15 protein-coding genes are annotated in these 20,827 nt (G+C 73.3%); 10 read left to right on the top strand and 5 right to left on the bottom strand.

The window, feature by feature from the left end; translation table 11 throughout:
- Positions 1-93 precede the first annotated feature (93 nt).
- Complete coding sequence (gene cyc2 / locus ACIQRL_RS14845) at positions 94-2,271, top strand: germacradienol/geosmin synthase Cyc2 (protein WP_401331525.1); 2,178 nt, start codon at positions 94-96, stop codon at positions 2,269-2,271.
- Positions 2,272-2,495: 224 nt separating this feature from the next.
- On the opposite strand, the gene ACIQRL_RS14840 is transcribed toward cyc2, so the two are convergent.
- Positions 2,496-3,248: a hypothetical protein gene (locus ACIQRL_RS14840; protein WP_401331523.1), complete on the bottom strand. Its 753-nt coding sequence runs from the start codon at positions 3,246-3,248 to the stop codon at positions 2,496-2,498.
- 96 nt (positions 3,249-3,344) lie between these two features.
- Here ACIQRL_RS14840 and ACIQRL_RS14835 point away from each other — a divergent pair, with 96 nt between their 5' ends.
- The 5 genes from ACIQRL_RS14835 (at position 3,345) to ACIQRL_RS14815 (ending at position 7,970) form a co-directional block, all read left to right on the top strand.
- Positions 3,345-4,211, top strand: a complete 867-nt coding sequence (locus ACIQRL_RS14835; protein WP_401331521.1) for a LysR family transcriptional regulator — start codon at positions 3,345-3,347, stop codon at positions 4,209-4,211.
- A gap of 92 nt (positions 4,212-4,303) precedes the next feature.
- Entirely contained in the window at positions 4,304-5,011 is a 708-nt protein-coding gene (locus ACIQRL_RS14830) for a PDZ domain-containing protein (protein WP_401331519.1), read from the top strand.
- A gap of 117 nt (positions 5,012-5,128) precedes the next feature.
- A complete protein-coding gene (locus tag ACIQRL_RS14825; RefSeq protein WP_401331517.1) occupies positions 5,129-5,749 on the top strand; it encodes a LysE family translocator in 621 nt (206 codons plus the stop codon).
- 94 nt (positions 5,750-5,843) lie between these two features.
- Complete coding sequence (locus tag ACIQRL_RS14820; RefSeq protein WP_401331515.1) at positions 5,844-6,968, top strand: aminopeptidase P family protein; 1,125 nt, start codon at positions 5,844-5,846, stop codon at positions 6,966-6,968.
- Between the two features lie 63 nt (positions 6,969-7,031).
- A complete protein-coding gene (locus tag ACIQRL_RS14815; protein WP_401331513.1) occupies positions 7,032-7,970 on the top strand; it encodes an aminoglycoside phosphotransferase family protein in 939 nt (312 codons plus the stop codon).
- A gap of 153 nt (positions 7,971-8,123) precedes the next feature.
- Here the strand turns inward: ACIQRL_RS14815 and treZ are convergent, their stop codons facing one another.
- Positions 8,124-9,869, bottom strand: a complete 1,746-nt coding sequence (treZ, locus tag ACIQRL_RS14810; protein ID WP_401331511.1) for a malto-oligosyltrehalose trehalohydrolase — start codon at positions 9,867-9,869, stop codon at positions 8,124-8,126.
- Between the two features lie 193 nt (positions 9,870-10,062).
- Between treZ and ACIQRL_RS14805 the strand changes: the two genes are divergently transcribed.
- The 3 genes from ACIQRL_RS14805 to ACIQRL_RS14795 all read left to right on the top strand — a co-directional run bounded on the left by ACIQRL_RS14805 (position 10,063) and on the right by ACIQRL_RS14795 (position 12,695).
- Positions 10,063-10,629, top strand: coding sequence for an FHA domain-containing protein (locus tag ACIQRL_RS14805; protein WP_401331509.1), 567 nt, complete (start codon positions 10,063-10,065; stop codon positions 10,627-10,629).
- A 324-nt stretch (positions 10,630-10,953) separates the two neighbouring features.
- Complete coding sequence (locus ACIQRL_RS14800; RefSeq protein WP_401331507.1) at positions 10,954-12,279, top strand: M14 family zinc carboxypeptidase; 1,326 nt, start codon at positions 10,954-10,956, stop codon at positions 12,277-12,279.
- Positions 12,276-12,695 (top strand): SSI family serine proteinase inhibitor, encoded by a 420-nt coding sequence (locus tag ACIQRL_RS14795; protein ID WP_401331505.1) that lies wholly within the window; start codon positions 12,276-12,278, stop codon positions 12,693-12,695. Before ACIQRL_RS14800 ends, ACIQRL_RS14795 begins: the two co-directional genes overlap by 4 nt.
- Before the next feature lies 1 nt (position 12,696).
- Here ACIQRL_RS14795 and ACIQRL_RS14790 read toward each other — a convergent pair whose 3' ends face one another.
- On the bottom strand, positions 12,697-13,947 hold the full coding sequence (locus ACIQRL_RS14790; RefSeq protein ID WP_401331503.1) for a M14 family zinc carboxypeptidase: 1,251 nt from the start codon (positions 13,945-13,947) through the stop codon (positions 12,697-12,699).
- Positions 13,948-14,797: 850 nt separating this feature from the next.
- Between ACIQRL_RS14790 and ACIQRL_RS14785 the strand changes: the two genes are divergently transcribed.
- Positions 14,798-15,967, top strand: a complete 1,170-nt coding sequence (locus ACIQRL_RS14785) for a cytochrome P450 (RefSeq protein WP_401331501.1) — start codon at positions 14,798-14,800, stop codon at positions 15,965-15,967.
- On the opposite strand, the gene treY is transcribed toward ACIQRL_RS14785, so the two are convergent.
- The gene (treY, locus tag ACIQRL_RS14780) at positions 15,927-18,395 is read right to left on the bottom strand and encodes a malto-oligosyltrehalose synthase (RefSeq protein ID WP_401331499.1); all 2,469 of its coding nucleotides are present in this window, start codon (positions 18,393-18,395) and stop codon (positions 15,927-15,929) included. The genes ACIQRL_RS14785 and treY overlap by 41 nt on opposite strands.
- Positions 18,396-18,546: 151 nt before the next feature.
- Positions 18,547-20,655, bottom strand: coding sequence for a glycogen debranching protein GlgX (gene glgX / locus ACIQRL_RS14775; protein ID WP_401331497.1), 2,109 nt, complete (start codon positions 20,653-20,655; stop codon positions 18,547-18,549).
- Positions 20,656-20,827: the final 172 nt, after the last annotated feature.

Below are 20,827 nucleotides of genomic sequence, written 5' to 3'. Positions count from 1 at the left end.
CCGTCGTGCGCGGCTTTCGCTCCGGTTCACGCGATGGTGTGATCATGTCCTGGCCTGCGGATGTTCGCCCGGGGCCATGGGTAGGGCCCGGCCATGACGCAGCCGTTCGAACTCCCGCACTTCTACATGCCGTACACCGCCCGGCTGAACCCGCACCTGGACGAGGCGCGGGCCCACTCGGTCGAGTGGGCCCGCGGAATGGGCATGCTCGAAGGATCGGGCATCTGGGAGCGGTCCGACCTCGACGCCCACGACTACGGCCTGTTGTGCGCGTACACCCACCCCGACTGCGACGGACCGGCCCTCTCGCTCATCACCGACTGGTACGTGTGGGTGTTCTTCTTCGACGACCACTTCCTGGAGACCTTCAAGCGCACCCAGGACCGCGCCGGCGGCAAGGCCTATCTGGACCGGCTGCCCCTCTTCATGCCGCTCGACCTGTCGACGCCCGTACCCGAGCCGGAGAATCCCGTCGAGGCGGGACTCGCCGACCTGTGGGCGCGCACCGTGCCCTCCATGTCCACCGACTGGCGCGGGCGGTTCGCCGTCTCCACCGAGCATCTGCTCAACGAGTCGATGTGGGAGCTGTCCAACATCAACGAAGGGCGGATCTCCAACCCCGTCGAGTACATCGAGATGCGCCGCAAGGTGGGCGGCGCCCCCTGGTCGGCGGGGCTCGTCGAGTACGCGACCGCCGAAGTACCCGCGTCCGTCGCCGGGTCGAGGCCGCTGCGCGTCCTGATGGAGACGTTCTCCGACGGCGTCCACCTGCGCAACGACCTCTTCTCCTACCAGCGCGAGGTCGAGGAGGAGGGCGAACTCAGCAACGGCATCCTCGTCCTGGAGACGTTCTTCGGCTGCACGACACAGGAGGCCGCCGAGACCGTCAACGACATCCTCACCTCACGGCTCCACCAGTTCGAGCACACGGCGCTCACCGAGGTGCCCGCACTGGCTGTGGAGAAGGGGCTCACCCCCGCGGAGGTCGGCGCCGTCGCCGCGTACACCCAGGGCCTCCAGGACTGGCAGTCAGGCGGCCACGAATGGCACATGCGATCCAGCCGCTATATGAACGAGGGCGCCGTCGAGGAGACGCGGCCCTTCGGCGTGGCCGGGTTCGGGACGTCCGCCGCGGACGTCGGGGCGCTGCTCTCCGCGGCCGGCGCGGAGCGGCTGCGCGCCTACACGCACGTACCGTTCCAGAAGGTCGGACCCTCCCGACTCCCCGACTTCCACATGCCGTTCGAGGTCACCCTCAGCCCGCACCTGGCGGGTGCCCGGGACCGGCTCATCACCTGGATGCACGCCACGGGCATGCTCCAGGAGGGCGTCTGGGACGAGGACAAACTCATCGCCTACGACCTGCCGCTGTGCGCCGCCGGCATCCATCCCGACGCGACACCGGAGGCACTCGACCTCAGCTCGCAGTGGCTGGCCTGGGGCACCTACGGCGACGACTACTACCCGCTGCTCTTCGGCAACCGTCGCGACCTCGCGGCCGCCAAGCTGACCACCGCGCGCCTCTCCGCCTGCATGCCCCTCGACGGCGAGGAGGTCCCCGTCCCGGTCAACGGCATGGAACGCGGCCTGATCGAGCTGTGGCGGCGCACCACCGCGGAGATGACCCCGGACGCCCGGAGCACCCTGCGCGCGGCCGTGGACGTGATGACGGAGAGCTGGCTGTGGGAGCTGTCCAACCAGATCCAGAACCGCATCCCGGACCCGGTCGACTACCTGGAGATGCGCCGGGCCACCTTCGGCTCCGAGCTCACCATGAACCTGTGCCGCCTCGGCCATGGCCCCGAGGTCCCGCCGGAGGTCTACCGCAGCGGCCCGGTCCGGTCGCTGGAGAACGCGGCCATGGACTACGCGATGCTGCTGAACGACGTCTTCTCGTACCAGAAGGAGATCGAGTACGAGGGAGAGGTCCACAACGGCATCCTCGTCGTGCAGAACTTCTTCGGCTGCGACTATCCGACCGCGCTCGGCATCATCCACGATCTGATGACCCAGCGCATGGAGCAGTTCCAGCATGTCGCCAACCATGAACTGCCCGTCCTGTACGAGGACTTCAAGCTCTCGGAGGAGGCGCGCGGGATCATGCGGGGCTATGTCGTGGAGCTGCAGAACTGGCTGGCCGGAATTCTGAAGTGGCACCAGGACTGCCGTCGTTACGGGGCGGCGGACCTGGCCCGGCGCGCCCACGGCTTCGTACCGGACCAGGCGTCGGCGCTGCCGTTCGCCTGGCGGGCGGAGCCCGTGTCGCTCTGACGGATCGCGGCGGGTTCCGGACACCGGCGGACCGGCCGTCCCGCGGTTCCCGCAGACCGTATCCCTCTGCGGGAACCGCGGTTCCGTCCTCGCGCGGCCCGGACGGCCCCGCTTCCGCGGCCCGGGCACCGCGCACGCCTTCGGCGGGAGCGGAAGCGTGAGCCGGAGTCACCGCCGGCCCCTGCGGCGCATGGCCGCCTCCGGCGAGCGGATCTCCGGGCGGCTCAGGCCGGTCCGGCCGCCGTCGCGAGACCGGCGTGGGTGACCGCGGCCCGCGCCAGCGCCCGCAGGACCGGGTGCGGGTGTGAGCCGTCCCCGGACAGCTCCGGCTGGAACAGGGTGGCCAGGAAGAACGGATGGCCGGGGAGTTCGGCGATCCTGACCTGCCCGTCCTCGTCGTGCCCGCTGAAGCGGAGCCCGTGGGCGCGCAGGGTGTCGAGATGGCGTGACGGCCCGTACGAGCAGAAATAGCGCTCGACGGTCCGCTCGGAGCCGATCACCGACTGGGCGAGCGAGCCCGGCTCGACGGTGACGGTGGCCTCGTGGCCGACGAGCGAGCAGGCGAGCGGCTCGATCAGGAGGTCGTCGGCATCGGCGTCGGGGTCGTTCTCGGCGTGCGCGGCACCGGTGAGGCCGCAGACGTCACGGGCGTACTCCAGCAGGGCGTGCTGGAATCCGCCGCAGGTGCCGAGGAAGGGGACGCCGTTCTCGCGTGCCGCGCGGACCGCCGTCAGCACACCCGCCTCGCTGCGGTAGGGGCTGCCCGGCAGCACCCACACCGCGTCGAAGCCGCGTACCGCCTCCGGATCCTCCGCGTCCTCGGACGGAATCCAGTAGGCGTCCAGGGCGATCCGGTCGCGCCGGGCGAGGGCGTCGAGGAGAAGCGGGACCCGCGTGTGCGACACGACGTTGGGGGAGCGGTCGCCGACCAGGGCGAGACGGGCGATGGGAGCGATGGGAGCGGTGTGCGTGGTCATGCCGTTCATCGTGCTGGCGACCCCAGGTTCAGGTCCAACGATGATTTCTGCATCCTCGATAAGAGCTGCTGATGTGATGGGGGATGCTGGAGCGACATGGACCCGCATCTTCTGCGTACGTACGTCACCGTGGCGCGGCTCGCCTCCTTCTCGGAGGCCGCCCGCGAGCTCGGCTACACCCAGTCCGCGGTGTCCCAGCAGATCGCCGCCCTGGAACAGGATCTCGGCGCGCCCCTGCTGACCCGGCGCCCCGTCGCGCCCACCGCGGCGGGCGAGCGGCTGCTCGAACACGCGGGACCGCTGCTCCTGCGCCTGGACGCGGCCCGCGCCGATGTCGCGCGGATGGCGGCCGCGCCCGAGCTCGGCCTGACGCTCGCCGTCACGCCCACCGCTCTCCGCGCGCGTACGCTCGCGGCGCTTCCCGCGGCGGGCGTGACCCTGCGCGTGCTGGCCCGCGACGAGATCCCCGCGGCGGTCGCCACCGGCACCGCCGACCTGGGCCTCGTCGACGGACTCGCCGCGCCGAGCGACCCCCTCCGGCTGTCCGACGTGGCACCGCTGACCACCCACGGCCTCGGTGAGGAGGACGTCTGCGTGCTGCTGCCCGGCTCCCATCCCCTCGCCCGGCGTACGGGGCTGCGCCTCGGCGACCTGGTCGACGCCCGCTGGCTGGACGCCCCCGGCGCGGGCCTGCCGCTGGACCGGCTCCGCGCCGCGAGCGGCGGTGGCGGATTCCGTCCGGCCCTGCGATACGAGGGCACCGACCTCCATACCCTGACCGCCCTGGCCGCCGCGGGCCACGGCCTCACCCTCCTGCCGCGCACCGCCGCCACCGGCGTGCCCGGAGGGGTCGCCGTACCGCTCGTCGCACCCCGGCTCGTGCACCGTACGGAGCTGGTGCACGGCGGATCGCCGCGCGGAGCGGCGGCGGCCATGGCGGACCGGCTTCTCGAACGAGGCTGACAGTCTCACTCGTTCGGGAATCGTCGCGCGCCCGAGCGGCGGGTAGGGCAAGAGCCGAAGGCGGTCCGTAGAACATCTGCCGGAGGCGACTCATGGAACAGACCGCGTTGCGTCCCAAGCCGATGCCCGGTCAGAACCCGGGCAGCGGCGGCGACCGTCCGGGCGGCGGCGCGCGAACGTCCGATGGCGACCGTCCGTCCGACGGGACCCGTCCGTCCGACGGCACCCGGCGTCCGCACGCCTCGCGGCGCCGCGGCAGGCGGCTGGTCAACCTGCTGTTCGGACTGTTCGTCGGGTCGGTCCTCGTCCTGTCCGGGGTGGGGCTCGGCACGGTGGGCGCGACCGTGATCGGCCTGAGCAGACTGGCGGACCTCCAGAAGCAGGCCGGTGCGGCCGGGCAGGTACGGCAGCCGTCCGTCGGCTCCGCAGCGCCCCGGCCCGGGGGTTCCGGGGTCACACGGCCCGGCGGTGTCACGACGGAGTCCGGCAGCGGCAGCCCGATCCCGTCGGGCGAGTCCGAACGTCAATCCGCACGCGCGACCCTCGGGGTCGAGGCCGTCGACGCCCGCGGCGGCGGGGGCGCGCTGATCGTCGCCGTGCACATTCCCGGCCCGGGCTACACCGCGGGCCTGGTGCGCGGAGACGTCCTGCTCGCCGTCGACGGGACCGGCGTCACCTCGGCCGCCGACCTCGCGCGCGCCGTGACGGCCGCGCGGCCGGGCAAGGAGGTCACCCTCCGCGTGCGCCACGCGAACGGCAGCCGCCGATATCTGTCCGCGGTCCCGGGCATCGTGACCTGAGGCGATCTGAGGAGACGGGAGGAGACCTGAGCCTGTGGGCGCGGGGCCCGGGTCCGCCCGGCGCAGTGAAAGGGAAAGGGGCTGGTCAACCGAGCCGCGGCCCGTCACGATGGCCGCATGCTGAGCACCCTCGTCGCCTTCCTCGGCGCCTGCACCCTGATCGCGGCCTCACCCGGACCGAGCACCGTGCTGATCATCAAACGCTCCCTGGGCAGCCGACGGTCCGGTTTCCTGACCGTGCTCGGCAACGAGACGGGCGTCTTCCTGTGGGGCGCCGTCGCCGCCTTCGGTCTCACCGCGCTGCTCGCCGCCTCCGAGATGGCGTACGGCGTGATGCGGATCGTCGGTGCCGTCGTGCTCGTCGGCTTCGGCGTCCAGACCCTGTGGCGGGCGCGCCGCTCCAAGGGGGCCGGTGAAGGCGGCTGGGAGGGCGCGGAGAAGAGCGACTGGGCGTCCTACCGGGGCGGGCTGCTGCTCAACCTCGCCAACCCGAAGGCGGCCGTCTTCGCGATGTCCTTCCTGCCGCAGTTCGTGCCCGAGGGCGCCTCGCACCTGCCCGCGATGCTCGGCCTCGCGGCGCTCTGGGCGGTCTACGAAGTGGGCTACTACGGCCTCTACGTGTGGTTCGTCGGCCGGATGAGGGCCGTCCTGTCCCGTACGGGCGTCCGCCGGCGTCTGGAACAGGTCTCCGGAGGTGTCCTGCTGCTCCTCGGAGCCCGTCTCGCCCTGGAGAGCTGACCCGCGGCGGCCACGACCGGCTCGCGCGCGCCCCACCGGACGGGCAGGATGCTGCCGTAGCCCCTCGGGGAACTCCGGAAACACGGAGGCATGGATGCCCGCCGCCACACCCGCGCCCTTCACCGCCGACGACTACGAGGCCCGTATGCGGCGCGCCGCCGAGGCCGCGGCCGACGCCGGGCTCGACGGCGTCCTGGTCGCGCCGGGGCCCGACCTGGTGTGGCTGACCGGGTACCGCCCGGTGGAGACCGAGCGGCTCACCCTGCTGGTGCTGCGGGCAGGACAGGACCCGGCCCTCGTCGTGCCCACCCTGGAGGCGCCCGACGCGGCCAAGTCGGCCGGCGCGCCCGCGCTGACCCTCCACGACTGGACCGACGGCACCGATCCCTACGCGGCGGCCGCGCCCCTGCTGGACCGCACCGGCCGCTTCGGCATCAGCGACAACGGCTGGGCCCTGCACCTGCTCGGCCTCCAGAAGCGGCTTCCCGACAGCCGCTACACCGCACTCACCGACGCCCTGCCGATGCTCAGGGCCGTCAAGGACGCGGCCGAACTGGAACGGCTCGCCGCCGCCGGAGCCGCCGCGGACGAGGCGTTCGAGGAGATCCGGAAGGTCCGCTTCGCGGACCGCAGGGAGTCGGAGGTCTCCCGTGAACTCGCCGATCTGCTGCGCCGGTTCGGGCACTCCCAGGTCGACTTCACCATCGTCGCCTCCGGCCCCAACGGAGCCAATCCGCACCACGAGGCCGACGAACGCGTCATCGAGCAGGGCGACATGGTGGTCCTGGACTTCGGCGGCCTCAAGGACGGCTACGGCTCCGACACCTCCCGCACGGTCCACGTCGGTGAGCCGGACGAGGAGGAGCGCAAGGTGCACGACATCGTGCGCGAGGCCCAGGAGGCCGGGTTCCGTGCCGTGCGCCCCGGGGTCGCCTGCCAGGACGTCGACCGCGCGGCGCGCGCCGTCATCAAGGACGCCGGGTACGGCGAGTACTTCATCCACCGCACCGGGCACGGCATCGGCGTGACCACCCACGAACCGCCGTACATGGTCGAGGGCGAGGAACAGCCCCTGGTCCCCGGCATGTGCTTCTCCGTGGAGCCCGGCATCTATCTGCCCGGCCGCTTCGGCGTCCGCATCGAGGACATCGTCACGGTGACCGAGGACGGCGGGCGCCGGCTCAACACCACGACCCGCGAGATGGTGATCGTCGACTGACGCGCGCCCACCGACCGCGCGGCAACCGCTTCGCCCCGGCACCCGGACGACAAGGGCGCGACCATGAACCAGCCACCGACACCGACCCCGGAGACCGTCCGCCGGCTGGTGCTCTCCCTGCTCGCCGACGAGGCCGCACCGGGCCCGGGGCCCGATGTGCGGCCCGTCGCCGAGGAGGGCGGGCGCTCCGCCTGGTGGGTGGGCCGGCGCCATGTGCTGCGGCTCGCCCGGGACAGCGAGGCCTCCCTGCGGCAACGCCGTGAGCTGCGGTTGCGCGATCTGATCCGACCGCACGTCGGGGTCGCCGTCCCGATGAGTGTCGCGCGGGGCGAGTGGGCGAGCGGACTGAACTACACGCTGGACACCAAGGTGCCCGGCGTCTCCGGCGAGGAACAAGCCGTCTCGGCGCTCGGTGAGGCCGACCTGGCGGGGCTGCTGACCGGGCTGCGCGAGGTCCCCGTACGCCAGGCCGAGACGCTCGGGGTGCCGCGCACCCCGCCGCGCTCCCTGGAGGCCCTGCGGGCCGCCGCCGTACGGGCCGCCGAGCGGCTCCCCGCCGAGGAGTTCGACCCCGCGCGGTTCGACCAGCTCGCCGCGCCCGCCGCCGTCCAGCTCGGCGCGACGACCGGACCCGCGGTGCTCGTGCACCACAACCTCTCGGGCGAACACCTCGTGGTCAGCCCCGACGGGCGGGTGCGGGGCGTCCTCGACTGGACCGGCGCGGTGATCGGCGATCCGGCCGAGGACATCGCCGGGCTCGCCGTCGCCGTCGGCGCCCCCGCGGCCGTACGCGCCGCCACCCTCGCCGGATACGGCGCCCGCCCCTGCCTGCGCGGTCTGTGGCTCTCCCGCTGCGACACCGTCATCCGGCTCGCCGAGCACCGGCGTGGCCGCGACGAAGGTGAACTCTCGCTCCTGGAAGTGCAGTTGGCGCACGCCTGGGAGTCCATCCTGCTGGAGCGGGTCACGGACCTGCGGGACGGACCGGACGAGGCACCGTAGGAGCGCGGCCCGTGGCGGCCCGTCCTCCGCGTGCGGCGGCCGACCGGCCGCGGACCGGCCGGTGCCTTCCGTGTGCGGCCGGTCGTCCCCCCGATCGAGGCCGAGCGCCCACCGCTCCCACCGGCGAGCGCCCTCCGCGTCCCGGCCGGTGCCTCACGCCTGGGTCAGCACCACGCACGACTCGCCCGGCACGTTGAGCAGCCCGTCCGGGCCCGGTGCCTCGACCGGATCCCAGGCCGCCAGGACGCGCGCGCGACGGATGCCGAGGGGGATCGCCGCGGGGTCCTTGGCGAGGTTCACCGCGACCCGGACGTCACCGCGCCGGAGGGCGAGCCAGCGGGCCCCCGGATCGTGGGCGACCCTGACCGCCGCGAGATCGGGGTCCGAGAGGTCGGCCTGGCGGTGGCGCAGGGCGATGAGCTCGCGGTACCAGGCCAGCACGCGCGCGTGCGGGGCGGCCTCGGGCTCCGACCAGTCGAGGCAGGAGCGGTCCCGGGTCGCCGGGTCCTGCGGGTCCGGCACGTCCTCCTCGGCCCAGCCGTGCGCCGCGAACTCCCGCCGCCTGCCCCGCCGTACGGCCTCCGCGAGCTCGGGGTCGGTGTGGTCGGTGAAGAACTGCCAGGGTGTTCCGGCGCCCCACTCCTCGCCCATGAAGAGCATCGGCGTGAACGGCGCGGTGAGCGTCAGCGCGGCGGCACAGGCCAGCAGACCGGGGGAGAGGGAGGCCGAGAGCCGGTCCCCCTGGGCGCGGTTGCCGATCTGGTCGTGGGTCTGCGCGTAGCCGAGCAGCCGCTGCGCCGAGACACGCGCACGGTCGAGCGGCCGCCCGTGATGCCGCCCGCGGAAGCTGGAGTACGTGCCGTTGTGGAAGAAGCCCGACGTCAGCGTCTTGCTCAGGGCCGCGAGCGGGGCCTGCGCGAAGTCCGCGTAGTAGCCCTGCGCCTCATCGGTCAGCGTGGTGTGCAGCGCGTGGTGGAAGTCGTCGTTCCACTGGGCGTGCAGCCCGAGGCCGCCCTCCTCGCGGGAGGTGATGAGCCGCGGGTCGTTCAGATCCGACTCGGCGATCAGGAAGAGTGGCCGGCCCAGTTCCGCGGCCAGCGCGTCCACCGCCGTCGACAGTTCCTCCAGGAAGTGCAGCGCACGGGTGTCCCGCAGTGCGTGCACCGCGTCCAGCCGCAGTCCGTCGAGGCGGTAGTCGCGCAGCCAGGCCAGCGCGCTGCCGACGAGGTACGCGCGCACCTCGTCCGAGCCGGGCGCGTCGAGGTTCACCGCCGAGCCCCAGGGCGTCTGATGCGTGTCCGTGAAGTAGGGCCCGAACGCGGGCAGATGGTTGCCGGACGGGCCGAGGTGGTTGTGCACGACGTCGAGGACGACTCCCAGGCCGAGTTCGTGCGCCCGGTCGACGAAGCGCTTCAGCGCCTCGGGGCCGCCGTACGGCTCGTGCACGGCCCACAGGGAGACCCCCTCGTACCCCCAGCCGTGCCGGCCGGGGAACGGGCACAACGGCATCAACTCGACGTGCGTGACGCCCAGTTCCGCGAGATGTCCGAGCCGGTCCGCCGCCGCGTCCAGCGTGCCCTCGGGCGTGTACGTACCCACGTGCAGCTCGTAGAGGACCGCGCCCGGCAGGGCGCGTCCGGGCCAGTCGGCGCGCCATGCGTACCGCCCCTGGTCGACCACGGCGCTCAGCCCGTCGGGGCCGTCCGGCTGCCGGCGCGACCGGGGATCGGGCAGGACCGGACCCTCGTCCACCGCGAACCCGTAGCGTGTGCCGTCCGGCGCGTCCGCCTCGCCCGTCCACCAGCCGGCCCGCTCGGGATCGCGGTCCAACGCGCACGTGACACCAGCGTGGTGGAGTGTCATCCGGTCGGCCCGCGGTGCCCACACCTCGAATCGCACAGTCCGTTCCCCCTCGTCAGCTCGCTGTGATCCAACCTGTCCATGGTGCTTCACTTGAGATCAATTCGCTTCAGGATCCACCCTTTTGCCGCGTGTTCGTCGCCGTTCGGTCGCGCGAACGGCCGCAGGCGGTCCCACCAGCCGTTTCCGGGTCTTCTGGACACTCAGTCGTTACTGCCCGACAATCACGAACGTGACGTCGTCCTTCGAGTTCCACCCGTACCCCGCGCGGCTGTCCGACGCGGAGCGCGACCGGGCGCTCAAGTCCCTCCGTGACGGCGTCGCCCTCGGCCGCCTTTCGCACGACACGTTCATCCACCGCATGGAGCTGGCCCTGGCGGCCCGCCGGTCCGAGGAACTCGCCGTGCTCACCGCCGACCTGCCCGCCGGTGACGCGCCCGCCGGGCGCCGCTGGTCGAAGGCGGTGTTCGGCACCGTGGAAGCCGTCTCCGGCTTCACGGTACGGCTGCGCAGGGCCTGGCAGGCCGAGCGGCTGCCCAAGCTGCAACTCCCCGACTCCGTCAGCCCCCACCCGCTGCGCATCGGCCGCGACCCGGCCAGCGGACTGCGCCTCAACCACGAGACGGTGTCCCGCGTGCACGCCGAACTGAGCCGGCAGGGCGGGGCGTGGGTGCTGCGCGACCTCGGGTCGACCAACGGCACGACCGTCAACGGACGGCGCGTCATCGGCGCGTCCGTCGTGCGGGACGGCGACCAGATCGGCTTCGGCCGGATGATGTTCCGCCTCGCCTCGAACTGAGCCGCGTACCGCCTCGAACTGAGCCACGTACCCCCTCGGACCGTGCGGCGTACCGCCTCGGACCGGTGCCACGGTGCCGCGCGGCCTGCTCGGGAGCGTCGGCGTGTCCGAGCGGTCCGGCGTGCCCGAGGAGTCCCGGCGTCCCGGGCGACCGGCCCCCGGACCGGGGTTCACCCGTCGAACCCCGCAACAACCGTCGCCTTCCGCGGTGTTGACGTACCCCCGGAGTCGTGACTGACTGTGCGTACATCGTGCACATCAGGTGAACCGACGGCACCGTACGAGTGGAGGTGTGCTCTGCCGCCACTCCGCCGCTACCCGACCGTGGACGAACTCGGTGTCCGCGCCGCGGCGCTCGTCGCCCGGCGCCCCGACGCCGCCCGGCTGCGCCGCGTGGGCACCTCCCGGGCGGGTACACCCCTGCTGCTCCTGTCCGTCGGACACGGCCGCCGTCAGGTTCTCGTCGTCGGCGGCCCCCACGCCAACGAACCGGTGGGCGGTGCCACCGTCCTGCGGCTGGCCGAACGGGCGCTCGCCGACCCCCGCTTGACCGAGGGCGCGGACGCCACCTGGAACCTGCTGCTCTGCCTCGACCCCGACGGGTCCCGCCGCAACGAGGCCTGGCTCCGCGGCCCTTACACGCTCGGCCACTACTTCCGGCACTTCTTCCGGCCCGGCTTCCTGGAACAGCCCGAATGGCTGCCCGAGGGCGCGGACGGCGCCGTCCTGCCGGAGACCCGCGTCCTGCTCGGCCTGCAGGACGAGCTGAGGCCGTTCCTGCAGTGCTCCCTGCACGGCGTCGACGTCGGGGGCGCCTTCGTCGAGCTGACCCGCGACCTGCCCGGCCTCGCCCAGCGCGTCGCGCACAGCGCGGCCCGCCTCGGCATCCCGCGCGAACTCGGCCCGTACGACACCCTGTACTGGCCGACGCTGGGCCCCGCCGTCTACCGCGTCCCGCCGCCGCGCACCGGAGACCTGGCCGCCGCCATCACGGAGGCCGCGGTCGACTCCACCTGGTTCCATCCGCAGCCGCACGGCACGGTCACCGCGATCGTCGAGGCGCCCATGTGGGGTGTCGGCGCCGTCGAGGACCCGGCGCGCCCCGCCGATCCCGACGCGGTGCTGCGCTCCGTCAGCCGCACGCTGCGGCACGACACGGACGTGCTGCGGGACATCCTGGCCCGGGTGCGGCCCGGCCTCGGCGGCTCGCCCGACGCGACGTGTCTGCTCGCCCCCGTCGACGACTATTTACTGGTCGGCCCCGGACTCGCCGACTCCTGGGACCCCGACGTGCGGAACGCCGGCGCGCGCACCCTGCCGTCGCTGGACACCGCCCGTCTCACCGCCCTGCGCCTGGCCGGGCGCCGGGTCGCGCTGCGCACGGCCGGGCTGCTGCACCAACTGGTCACCGCCTCCGGGCAGGACCCGTGCGACGCGCTGCCCGAGCTCGACCGGCTGATCGACGCGTGGTGCGCCGACTACCGCGACGACTGCGGGGCGCGCTGGATCCCGGTCGCACGCCAGGTCGAATACCAGGCGCGCGTGGTGCTCGCCGCGTTCGAACTCGCCGGGCGCGGTGCGAAAGCGCGCTCCCGTTCGGGTGACTCCGGCTGGACCGCGCAGGCCACGGTGCCGATGCACAGGGAATGACGAAAACGATCCAAGCGATCCGCGTCGGCCTGCTCGTCCCGCTCGCACTCCTCATGGCGGGCGTGGCACCGGCGGCCCGGGCGGCACCCCGGCACGCCGTGTCCGGCGACTGGCTCCGCGTCGCCGTCACCCGGGGAGATGCCCGCTCCGGTGACACCCGCGGCGTCCTGCTGCTCTGCGACCCGCCCCGGGGCCACGCCCACGCGGCCGGGGCCTGCCGCCAACTCGCCGCCGCCGGGGGCGACATCGGCCGTATTCCGCGACGGGCCGGCGCCATGTGCCCGATGGTCTACGCGCCGGTGACCGCGTCGGCGTACGGCGAATGGGACGGCCGCCGGGTCGACTACACCCACGCGTTCTCGAACTCCTGCGTCATGGGAGCCGAGACGGGCGCGGTGTTCGACCTGTCGGGCTGAGTCAGGCCGCGCTGTCGCGCGCGTGCCGGGCGGCCGCCACCACCGTACGGGCCTGGTGCTCGACCTGGTTCTCCAGCGGCACCCAGCGGGCGCGGAAGCGCTCGGCGAAGGCGTCGCTCCAGTCGGAGACCAGCCTTTCGAGCCGGGGTGCCTCGCGGTCGTCGACCTCCTGGAGGACGCGCAGCAGCATCGAGGCGGCCCGCAGCGGGATCCGCCGTCCGAAGGCGTCGACGCTGCCCACGTACGCCATCGTCGCGTCTCCCGGGGGCGGCTGCGACCAGTCCGAGGCGAGGCCCGGTACCAGCTCCAGCGCCCACTTCGCGGCCCGCAGAAGAGGCCCGTCGGGTCCCGGCAGCCGCGGCAGGGCCCGCCCGAGTACCGCCTCCACCTGGTACGCGTCGGTCCGCAGCCGGTGGGCCAGGCGTCGCATCGCCGCCGCGGGGGCGGGGTGCGGCGCCGGATCGTCCACCAAGTCGCTGGCCCACATCGGTACTTCCACCACGGCCGTCAGACCGCCGTACCGGTGGGCGTGGTACCAGGTGCTGTGCCGGGCGTCGTCCGGCATGCTCGGGTACGCCGTGTCCGAGCCGGGCGCCGGCATCACATGCACCCCCGGCCCGGAGGCGGGCCAGCCCGCGGCGTCCGACGCGGCCGTCTCGACCGGGATGCGCAGCTCCGCCGCGGACTTGGCGAACGGCTCCGCGAGGCCCGGGATGTCCTTGGTCAACTGCACCCAGCTGCCGCCCAGATCGGTCCCGTGCAGCGTCACCTGGAGGTACGGCCGCACTTCGTCGATCACCCGGGTCAGCGCGCGGGTCTCCGGCGGCAGTCGGTCGGGCGGCAGCACGGAGGGCGACCATTCCGGCTGCTCGGGTCCGGCCGGCCGGAAGAAGCCGAGGTGATACTCCAGCAGGGTCCGCGGCGCGGGCGTCACATGGAGGCTCGCCCCGTCGGGGTCCGCGCAGAGCAGAAAGTGCCAGGAGGTGTCTCTTCTCAACTCCCGCTGGCGCAGTACGCGTTCGGCCAACGACAGGAGCGTCGAGCCACCCGTCGGTTCATTGGCGTGGGCCCCGGCCACGACGAGGACCGCGCGCCGGGCGTGGCCGACGGACAGCAGATGGAGGGGCCTGCCCGCACGGGAGGTGCCCACCTGTCTGAGGACACACAGGTCGGGCCGCTGAGCCGTCAACGCCCAGGCGGACGAAACGATTTCGGTCACACTGGGGTAGCGCAACTCCGGCAGGTGACTCACCCCCGACCTGTCCGCCCTGCGTCGCTTTTGGCAGTACTCCACGGTCTCGGGGAACTGTCAAGGATGCGACGCGGTGGCTCCGAGGGGCGCGGTGTGGCATTTTCCACCGGCAACGGGCGGCGGCGGGTGCGCGAGCCTCACCTTCCGGATCGGACCACGTCCCGCAGGCCTGCGGAGAACCGGGGCGGGGGTCCCGGAACGGGCCCTCGGGAGCCGGTGACCGGCCTACGCGCGCGCCAGGGGTGGGCGCGGCGGGGCGACGTACACGATTCACCCGTACGGGTGTACGGGGCTGCGGTCCCGGGCGGGCGGTGGTCGACTCGGATACAACCGCGCGCGGGTCCGGCGCGCAGACCCGAGGTGGTGGCCCGCGGTGCTGTGTCCTCATGGCCTTCCCGGCGAAGGCGGCCCGACGGCGATACCGGCGGGCCCTCCGGTCACGGGCCCGCACCCTCCCCCGCCCGCGAAGGGCGAGCCGCCCCCACCGACCGTCACGGGCGAGCCGCCCGCGTCGGCGGTGGGCTCGCACCCGTGCGCGTCGGCCGTGGGGGAGCCGCCCCCGCCCGTCACGGCCCCCCGCCCGTCCCCGCCCGCCATGGGCGAGCCGTCCCCGTCCCCCGTGGGCCCGCCGCCCGTCGCGGGCTCGCACGCCTCACCGCCCGTCGCGGGCTCGCGGCCGAAGCCGTTGGCCGGGCGGGAGCCGCCTCCGCCTCTCCTGAGCCCGCCGCCCGTCGCGGGCTCGGGGTCGTCCGTGTCCGTCGCGGGCGAGCCGTCCCCGCCCGTCGCGGGCGCCCCGTTCCCGTTGCTCGCGAGTCCGGTGCCGACCCCCGTGCCGGGGTGTCCGGCGCGGGTGACCGCGTTCGCGTCGCCGCGTCCCTCGGCGTACGCGCCGTACGCGCCGCCGTGTGCGCCGTCCGGGCGGGTGACCGCCGTCCCGAGCCTGCTCGATCCCGGCGTCGAGCGTGATCCCCACCCGCTGTACCGCACCCTGCGCGGAAACTTCCCCCTCGTGTACGACGAGCCGTTCGGTGCCTGGCTGATCAGCAGGTACGCCGATGTGCGGGCCGCGCTCGCGGACCCGCGGCTCGTGGCACCCGAGCCCGGACCCGGACTCGCACCGGCCCGCCGGGAGGACGGCACGCACGGCGCGTACCGGGCCCTCGTGTCCGGGGCAATCGGGGACCGCGCGTCGGCCGCCCTGGCGGCGGGAGTCGAGCGCACCGCGTACGTCCTCGCCCGCCGCCTGGCCTCCCGTCAGGAGGCCGATCTCGTCGCCGAGTTCTGCCAGTGGCTGCCCGCCGCCGCGGCCGTCGCCGCGCTCGGACTGCCGTACGAGGACACCGCGCGCGTGCACGCCTGGTGCCGTACCGGACTCGACCATCTCGGGTGTCACCGCCCCGGACTCGACGCCTACCTGCACCCCCACATCGTCCGCCGCCGCGCGCACCCCGGTGACGATCTGCTGTCCGAGCTGTGCGCGGCCCGGCCCGGCGGACGCCCCCTCCCGGACGAGGCCGTGACGGACCTGGCCGCGACGGTGCTGGGCGCGGCCGGCGAGACGACCGCACGAGCGCTCGCGTCGTTCCTCGCCAGCCTTCTCGACCATCCCCGCCAGTTGGACCTGATCCGCGCCCGCCCCGAACTGACGGGCGGCGCCTGGGCCGAGTCGCTGCGCCGCGATCCGCCGCTGCAGATCGTGCCGCGCCGGGCGCTCGAACCGATCGGCCCGATCCCCGAGGGCGCCACCGTGGCCTGCCTCCTCGGCGCCGCGGGCCGCGACCCCGCGCGGTTCACGGACCCGGACCGCTACGACGCCTTCCGGTCCGACCCGGGCGAGCTCGCCTACGGCTCGGGACGGCACTCCTGTCCGGGCGCCCCGCTGGCCCGGCTGACGGCCGAGGGCGGTCTGCGTGCCCTGCTGACCGTCCTGCCGGACCTCCGCAGGGCCCCGGGGCCCCGGCCGCGCCCCGAGGGTCTGATCAGCCGGTCGCCCCGGACCCTGCCGGTGTGTCCGCGCTGACGCGCTCCAGCAGCACGACGGGTGACCCCCCGAAGAGGTCCGCCACGCGCGCGTGCCCGGTGAACTCCCGCTCCGGCGAGTCCGGGCAGAGCACATCGGCCCATCGCCCGTCGGGGAGGGGGAGACCGGTGTCGCGCCAGCCGCCGGCCTCGGCCAGCCCCAGCGACAGCCGGGTGACGGCCGTGATCACCTCTCCCGACCGCACGAACGCCACACAGTGATCGGCTCCCGGACCCTCGGCCGGCAGCGGAGCGTACGTCGCCGCGTCGCCGAAGACCCCGGGCCGCCGGGCGCGCAGCCGCAGCGCGGCGGCCGTGAGCGCCACCTTCTCCGCGGACAGGTCGCGCGGCGCGAACGTCCCCCGGTTGTCCGGGTCCACCAGGGCCCGGTACTCGTCCTCGGTGCCCTGGTACACGTCGGGCACCCCGGGCATCGTCAGATGGACCAGGGCGGCCCCCAAAACGTTCGCCCGCACATGCGGTGCCAGGGAGGCCCGGAGGGCAGCCACGCGCCGTCCAGGAGGCCCGCACGGCCCGTCGGTGACGAACGCCGCCACCGCTTCCTCGTAGGCGGGATCCCGCTCGGTCCAGGCGGTGCGCGTCCCGGCCTCCCTGATGTGCTTCAGCACGGCGCCCCGGACCCGCTCCGCGTAGGCCTCGCCCCCGTCCTCCGGCTCGCCCCCGTCCTCGCCGCCGGCCGGGCCGAGGCCGAACACCGTCTGCCAGGCGGCCCACGCCACCTGGAGGTCGGGCGTCCCCGGCCCCTCACCGGTCACCTCCGCCAGGACCTCGGACCACGCTTCCGGGCACTGGGTGAGGACCGAGACGGCGGCGCGCACGTCCGCACTGCGTTTCGTGTCGTGGGTCGACAGGACGGTCCCCGTCGCGGGCCAGTCGCGCTGCACGCGCGCGCAGTACGCGTGGAAGTCCTCCGGGGAGACGGCGGGACTGCCGGGGTCGCCGCCCACCTCGTTCGCCGACAGCAGCGGCACATAGCGGTAGAACGCCGTGTCCTCCACGGACTTGGCCCGCAGCGCCGACGAGGTCTGCGCGAACCGTGCCCGGAACCCGTCCGCCCCGGGCCCGTCACCGTTCCGCCCGAGCACCAGATCCCGTACGACGTCCACGGCATGCGCCTCCTCGGGCACCCGGAACGCCGTCCTGGCCTCGGCGGCGGCCCGCTCGGTGACCACCTGGGACGCGTCCGTGGACGGATAGGGCCGGTACACCTCCAGCCGGACCAGGAGCTCCCGCAGCGCGGCGCCCAGGGCCCAGGGGGCGTGGTCGCGCAGGGCGGGATCGGGGGAGGCGGCGCACAGCGCGCTCACCTCGCGCGTGAGACGGTCGACCTCCGTGGCCAGTTCGTACGTGACCACCTTGTAGGCCGCCCGGCGCACCGTGCTCTCCCAGTGGCCGCCCCGGTCGGCCTGCGGGCCCGCGAAGCGCCGGTAGCGGCCGAGGAGCCGGCTCGCGCCCGCCGCGTCCGTGAAGAGGCCGTCGACGTGCCGCAGCGCGTCGTAGCCGGTGGTGCCCGCCACGGGCCACGCGCGCGGGAGCGGCTCGCCGTCCGCGAGGATCTTCTCGACCACCGTCCAGCGGCCTCCGGTGGCCTCGTGCAGCCGGCGCAGATACGCGTCCGGGTCCGCCAGCCCGTCCGGGTGGTCGATCCGCAGCCCCTCGATCACCCCGTCGTGGAGGAGCTCCAGGATCTTCGCGTGGGTCGCCGCGAACACCTCCGGGTCCTCGACACGCACCCCGATGAGTTCCGAGATGCTGAAGAAGCGCCGGTAGTTGAGCTCGGTGCGGGCCAGCCGCCACCACGCCGGGCGGTACCACTGGGCGTCGAGGAGCCTGGGCATCGGCAGCTTCCCGGTGCCCTCGCGCAGCGGGAACACGTGGTCGTAGTAGCGCAGTATGTCGCCGTCGACCTTCAGATGGCCGATCTCGGCGCCGAGGCGGTCCCCGAGCACCGGCAGCAGGATCCGGCCGTCCAGGGCGTCCCAGTCGATGTCGAACCAGCGCGCGTACGGCGACCCGGGGCCCTCCCTCAGCACCTCCCACAGGGCGTGGTTGTGGCGCGGGGCCATCGCCATGTGGTTCGGCACGATGTCCACCACGAGGCCGAGGCCGTGCTCCCGCGCGGTGCGCGCCAGGGACCGCAGCCCCTCCTCGCCGCCCAGTTCGGCCCGTACGCGCGCGTGGTCCACCACGTCGTAGCCGTGCGTCGATCCGGGGACGGCCTCCAGGACGGGGGACAGATGCAGGTGGGAGACGCCGAGCGAGGCCAGATACGGCACGGCCGCCTCGGCGCTCCGGAAGGGGAACCGCGGCTGGAGCTGGAGCCGGTAGGTGGAGGTCGGCACGACGGGAACCACCGGGCCGGGGACGACCGAGTGCGCGATCGCCGGTTCGGGACGCTCAGGTGTCATGCGCATCTACGTACCCGCCCGGCCGGGTTTCTGTCACCGGCGCCCGCAGAAGGGCCCGCACGGAGCCCCGCTCCGGAGCACGACACCCCGCCCCGCGCGCGTGGGCCCCTGACGGAAGCCCACGCGCGCGTGACCCGGGAAAGGCGCCTTCCTAGGCGGGCCGCTGAAGCACCGTCATGCTCCGGTCGACCAGGGTCAGCCGGTCACCGGCCTCGACCTTCGCGCCCGTACCCGGGGCGATTCCCTCCGGAAGGGACGTGTCGACGACGACCTGCCACTGGCGGCCGTGGTCGACCGGCACGACGAAGTCCAGGGACTTCGGGGAGGCGTTGAACAGCAACAGGAAGGAGTCGTCGGCGATGCGCTCCCCGCGCGCCCCCGGCTCGGAGATCGCGTTGCCGTTGAGGAAGACGGACAGCGCCCGGGCCTGCGCGGACCCCCAGTCGCGCTGGGTCATCTCCTGGCCCTCCGGGGTGAACCAGGCGATGTCGGAGAGCTCGTCGTGGGTGCCCTGGACGGGCCGCCCGTGGAAGAAGCGCCGCCGCCGGAAGACGGGGTGGTCCCTGCGCAGCCACACCATCGCGCGCGTGAAGTCGAGGAGTCCGGAGCCGTCCTCCGGCCACGGCACCCAGGCCAGCTCGCTGTCCTGGCAGTACGCGTTGTTGTTGCCGCCCTGGGAACGCGCGAACTCGTCGCCGTGGCTGAGCATGGGCACGCCCTGGGAGAGCATCAGCGTGGCGATGAAGTTGCGCTGCTGCCGGCCCCGCAGCGCCAGCACGGACTCGTCGTCCGTCTCGCCCTCGGCACCGCAGTTCCAGGAGCGGTTGTGACTCTCGCCGTCGCGGTTGTCCTCGCCGTTGGCCTGGTTGTGCTTGTTGTTGTACGACACGAGGTCGTGCAGCGTGAAGCCGTCGTGGCAGGTCACGAAGTTGATGGAGGCGAGCGGACGGCGTCCGTCGTCCTGGTACAGGTCGGAGGAGCCGGTCAGCCGGGACGCGAACTCGGCCAGCGTGCGCGGCTCGCCCCGCCACATGTCCCGGACCGTGTCGCGGTACTTGCCGTTCCACTCGGTCCACAGGGGCGGGAAGTTGCCCACCTGGTAGCCGCCCTCGCCGACGTCCCAGGGCTCGGCGATCAGCTTCACCTGGGACACCACCGGGTCCTGCTGGACGAGGTCGAAGAACGACGACAGCCGGTCCACCTCGTGGAACTGCCGCGCCAGCGTGGCCGCGAGGTCGAAGCGGAACCCGTCCACGTGCATCTCGGTGACCCAGTAGCGCAGTGAGTCCATGATCAGCTGGAGCACGTGCGGGGAGCGCATCAGGAGGGAATTTCCGGTCCCCGTGGTGTCCATGTAGTAGCGGGGGTCGTCCGCCAGGCGGTAGTACGAGGCGTTGTCGAGGCCCCTGAAGGAGAGCGTCGGGCCCAGGTGGTTGCCCTCGGCCGTGTGGTTGTAGACCACGTCGAGGATGACCTCGATGCCCGCCTCGTGCAGCGCCCGGACGGCCGACTTGAACTCCAGGACCTGCTGGCCACGGTCGCCCCAGGAGGCGTACGCGTTGTGCGGGGCGAAGAAGCCGATCGTGTTGTAGCCCCAGTAGTTGTTGAGGCCCATGTCGACCAGCCGGTGGTCGTTCACGAACTGGTGTACGGGCATCAGCTCCAGTGCGGTGACGCCCAGTTCCGTCAGGTGTTCGATGATCGCCGGGTGGGCGAGCGCCGCGTAGGTGCCGCGCAGCTCGTCCGGGAGTGCCGGATGCAGCATCGTGAGGCCCTTCACATGGGCCTCGTAGATCACTGTGTGGTGGTACTCCGTACGGGGGCGCCGGTCGTCGCCCCAGTCGAAGTAGGGATTGACCACGACCGACGACATGGTGTGCGGCGCCGAGTCGAGGTCGTTGCGCTTGTCGGGTGACCCGAACGGATAGCCGTAGACCTCCTCGCCCCAGCTGACGGAGCCCGCGATCGCCCGCGCGTACGGGTCGAGGAGCAGCTTCGCGGAGTTGGCGCGCTGCCCGCGCTCGGGCGCGTACCGCCCGTGCACCCGGAAGCCGTACCGCTGTCCGGGCATGACGCCGGGCAGGTAGGCGTGCCGGACGAACGCGTCGGTCTCGCGCAGTTCCACGGCCGTCTCCGAACCGTCGTCGTGCAGCAGACACAGCTCAATACGGTCGGCGGCCTCCGAGAAGACCGCGAAATTGGTACCGGCACCGTCGTACGTGGCACCGAGTGGATACGCCTCGCCAGGCCAGACCTGCATGGATATGACTCTTCCAGTAGTGCCGTGCCCCTGGGGGCGAGTCCGAGCCGAGTCTTCGAGAAAGTGATGGAACCTCCTATGAATTACACCCCTCTTACCCCGCGACCAGGCATACCTCGTATGCCGAACCAGTGGGATTCAAGCGACTCCTGGGGACATAGGAGGAGTAGGG

It is taken from the genome of Streptomyces sp. NPDC091209 (assembly GCF_044757755.1).
Taxonomy (GTDB): Bacteria; Actinomycetota; Actinomycetes; order Streptomycetales; family Streptomycetaceae; genus Streptomyces.
This window is presented reverse-complemented; position numbering and strand designations above follow the sequence as displayed.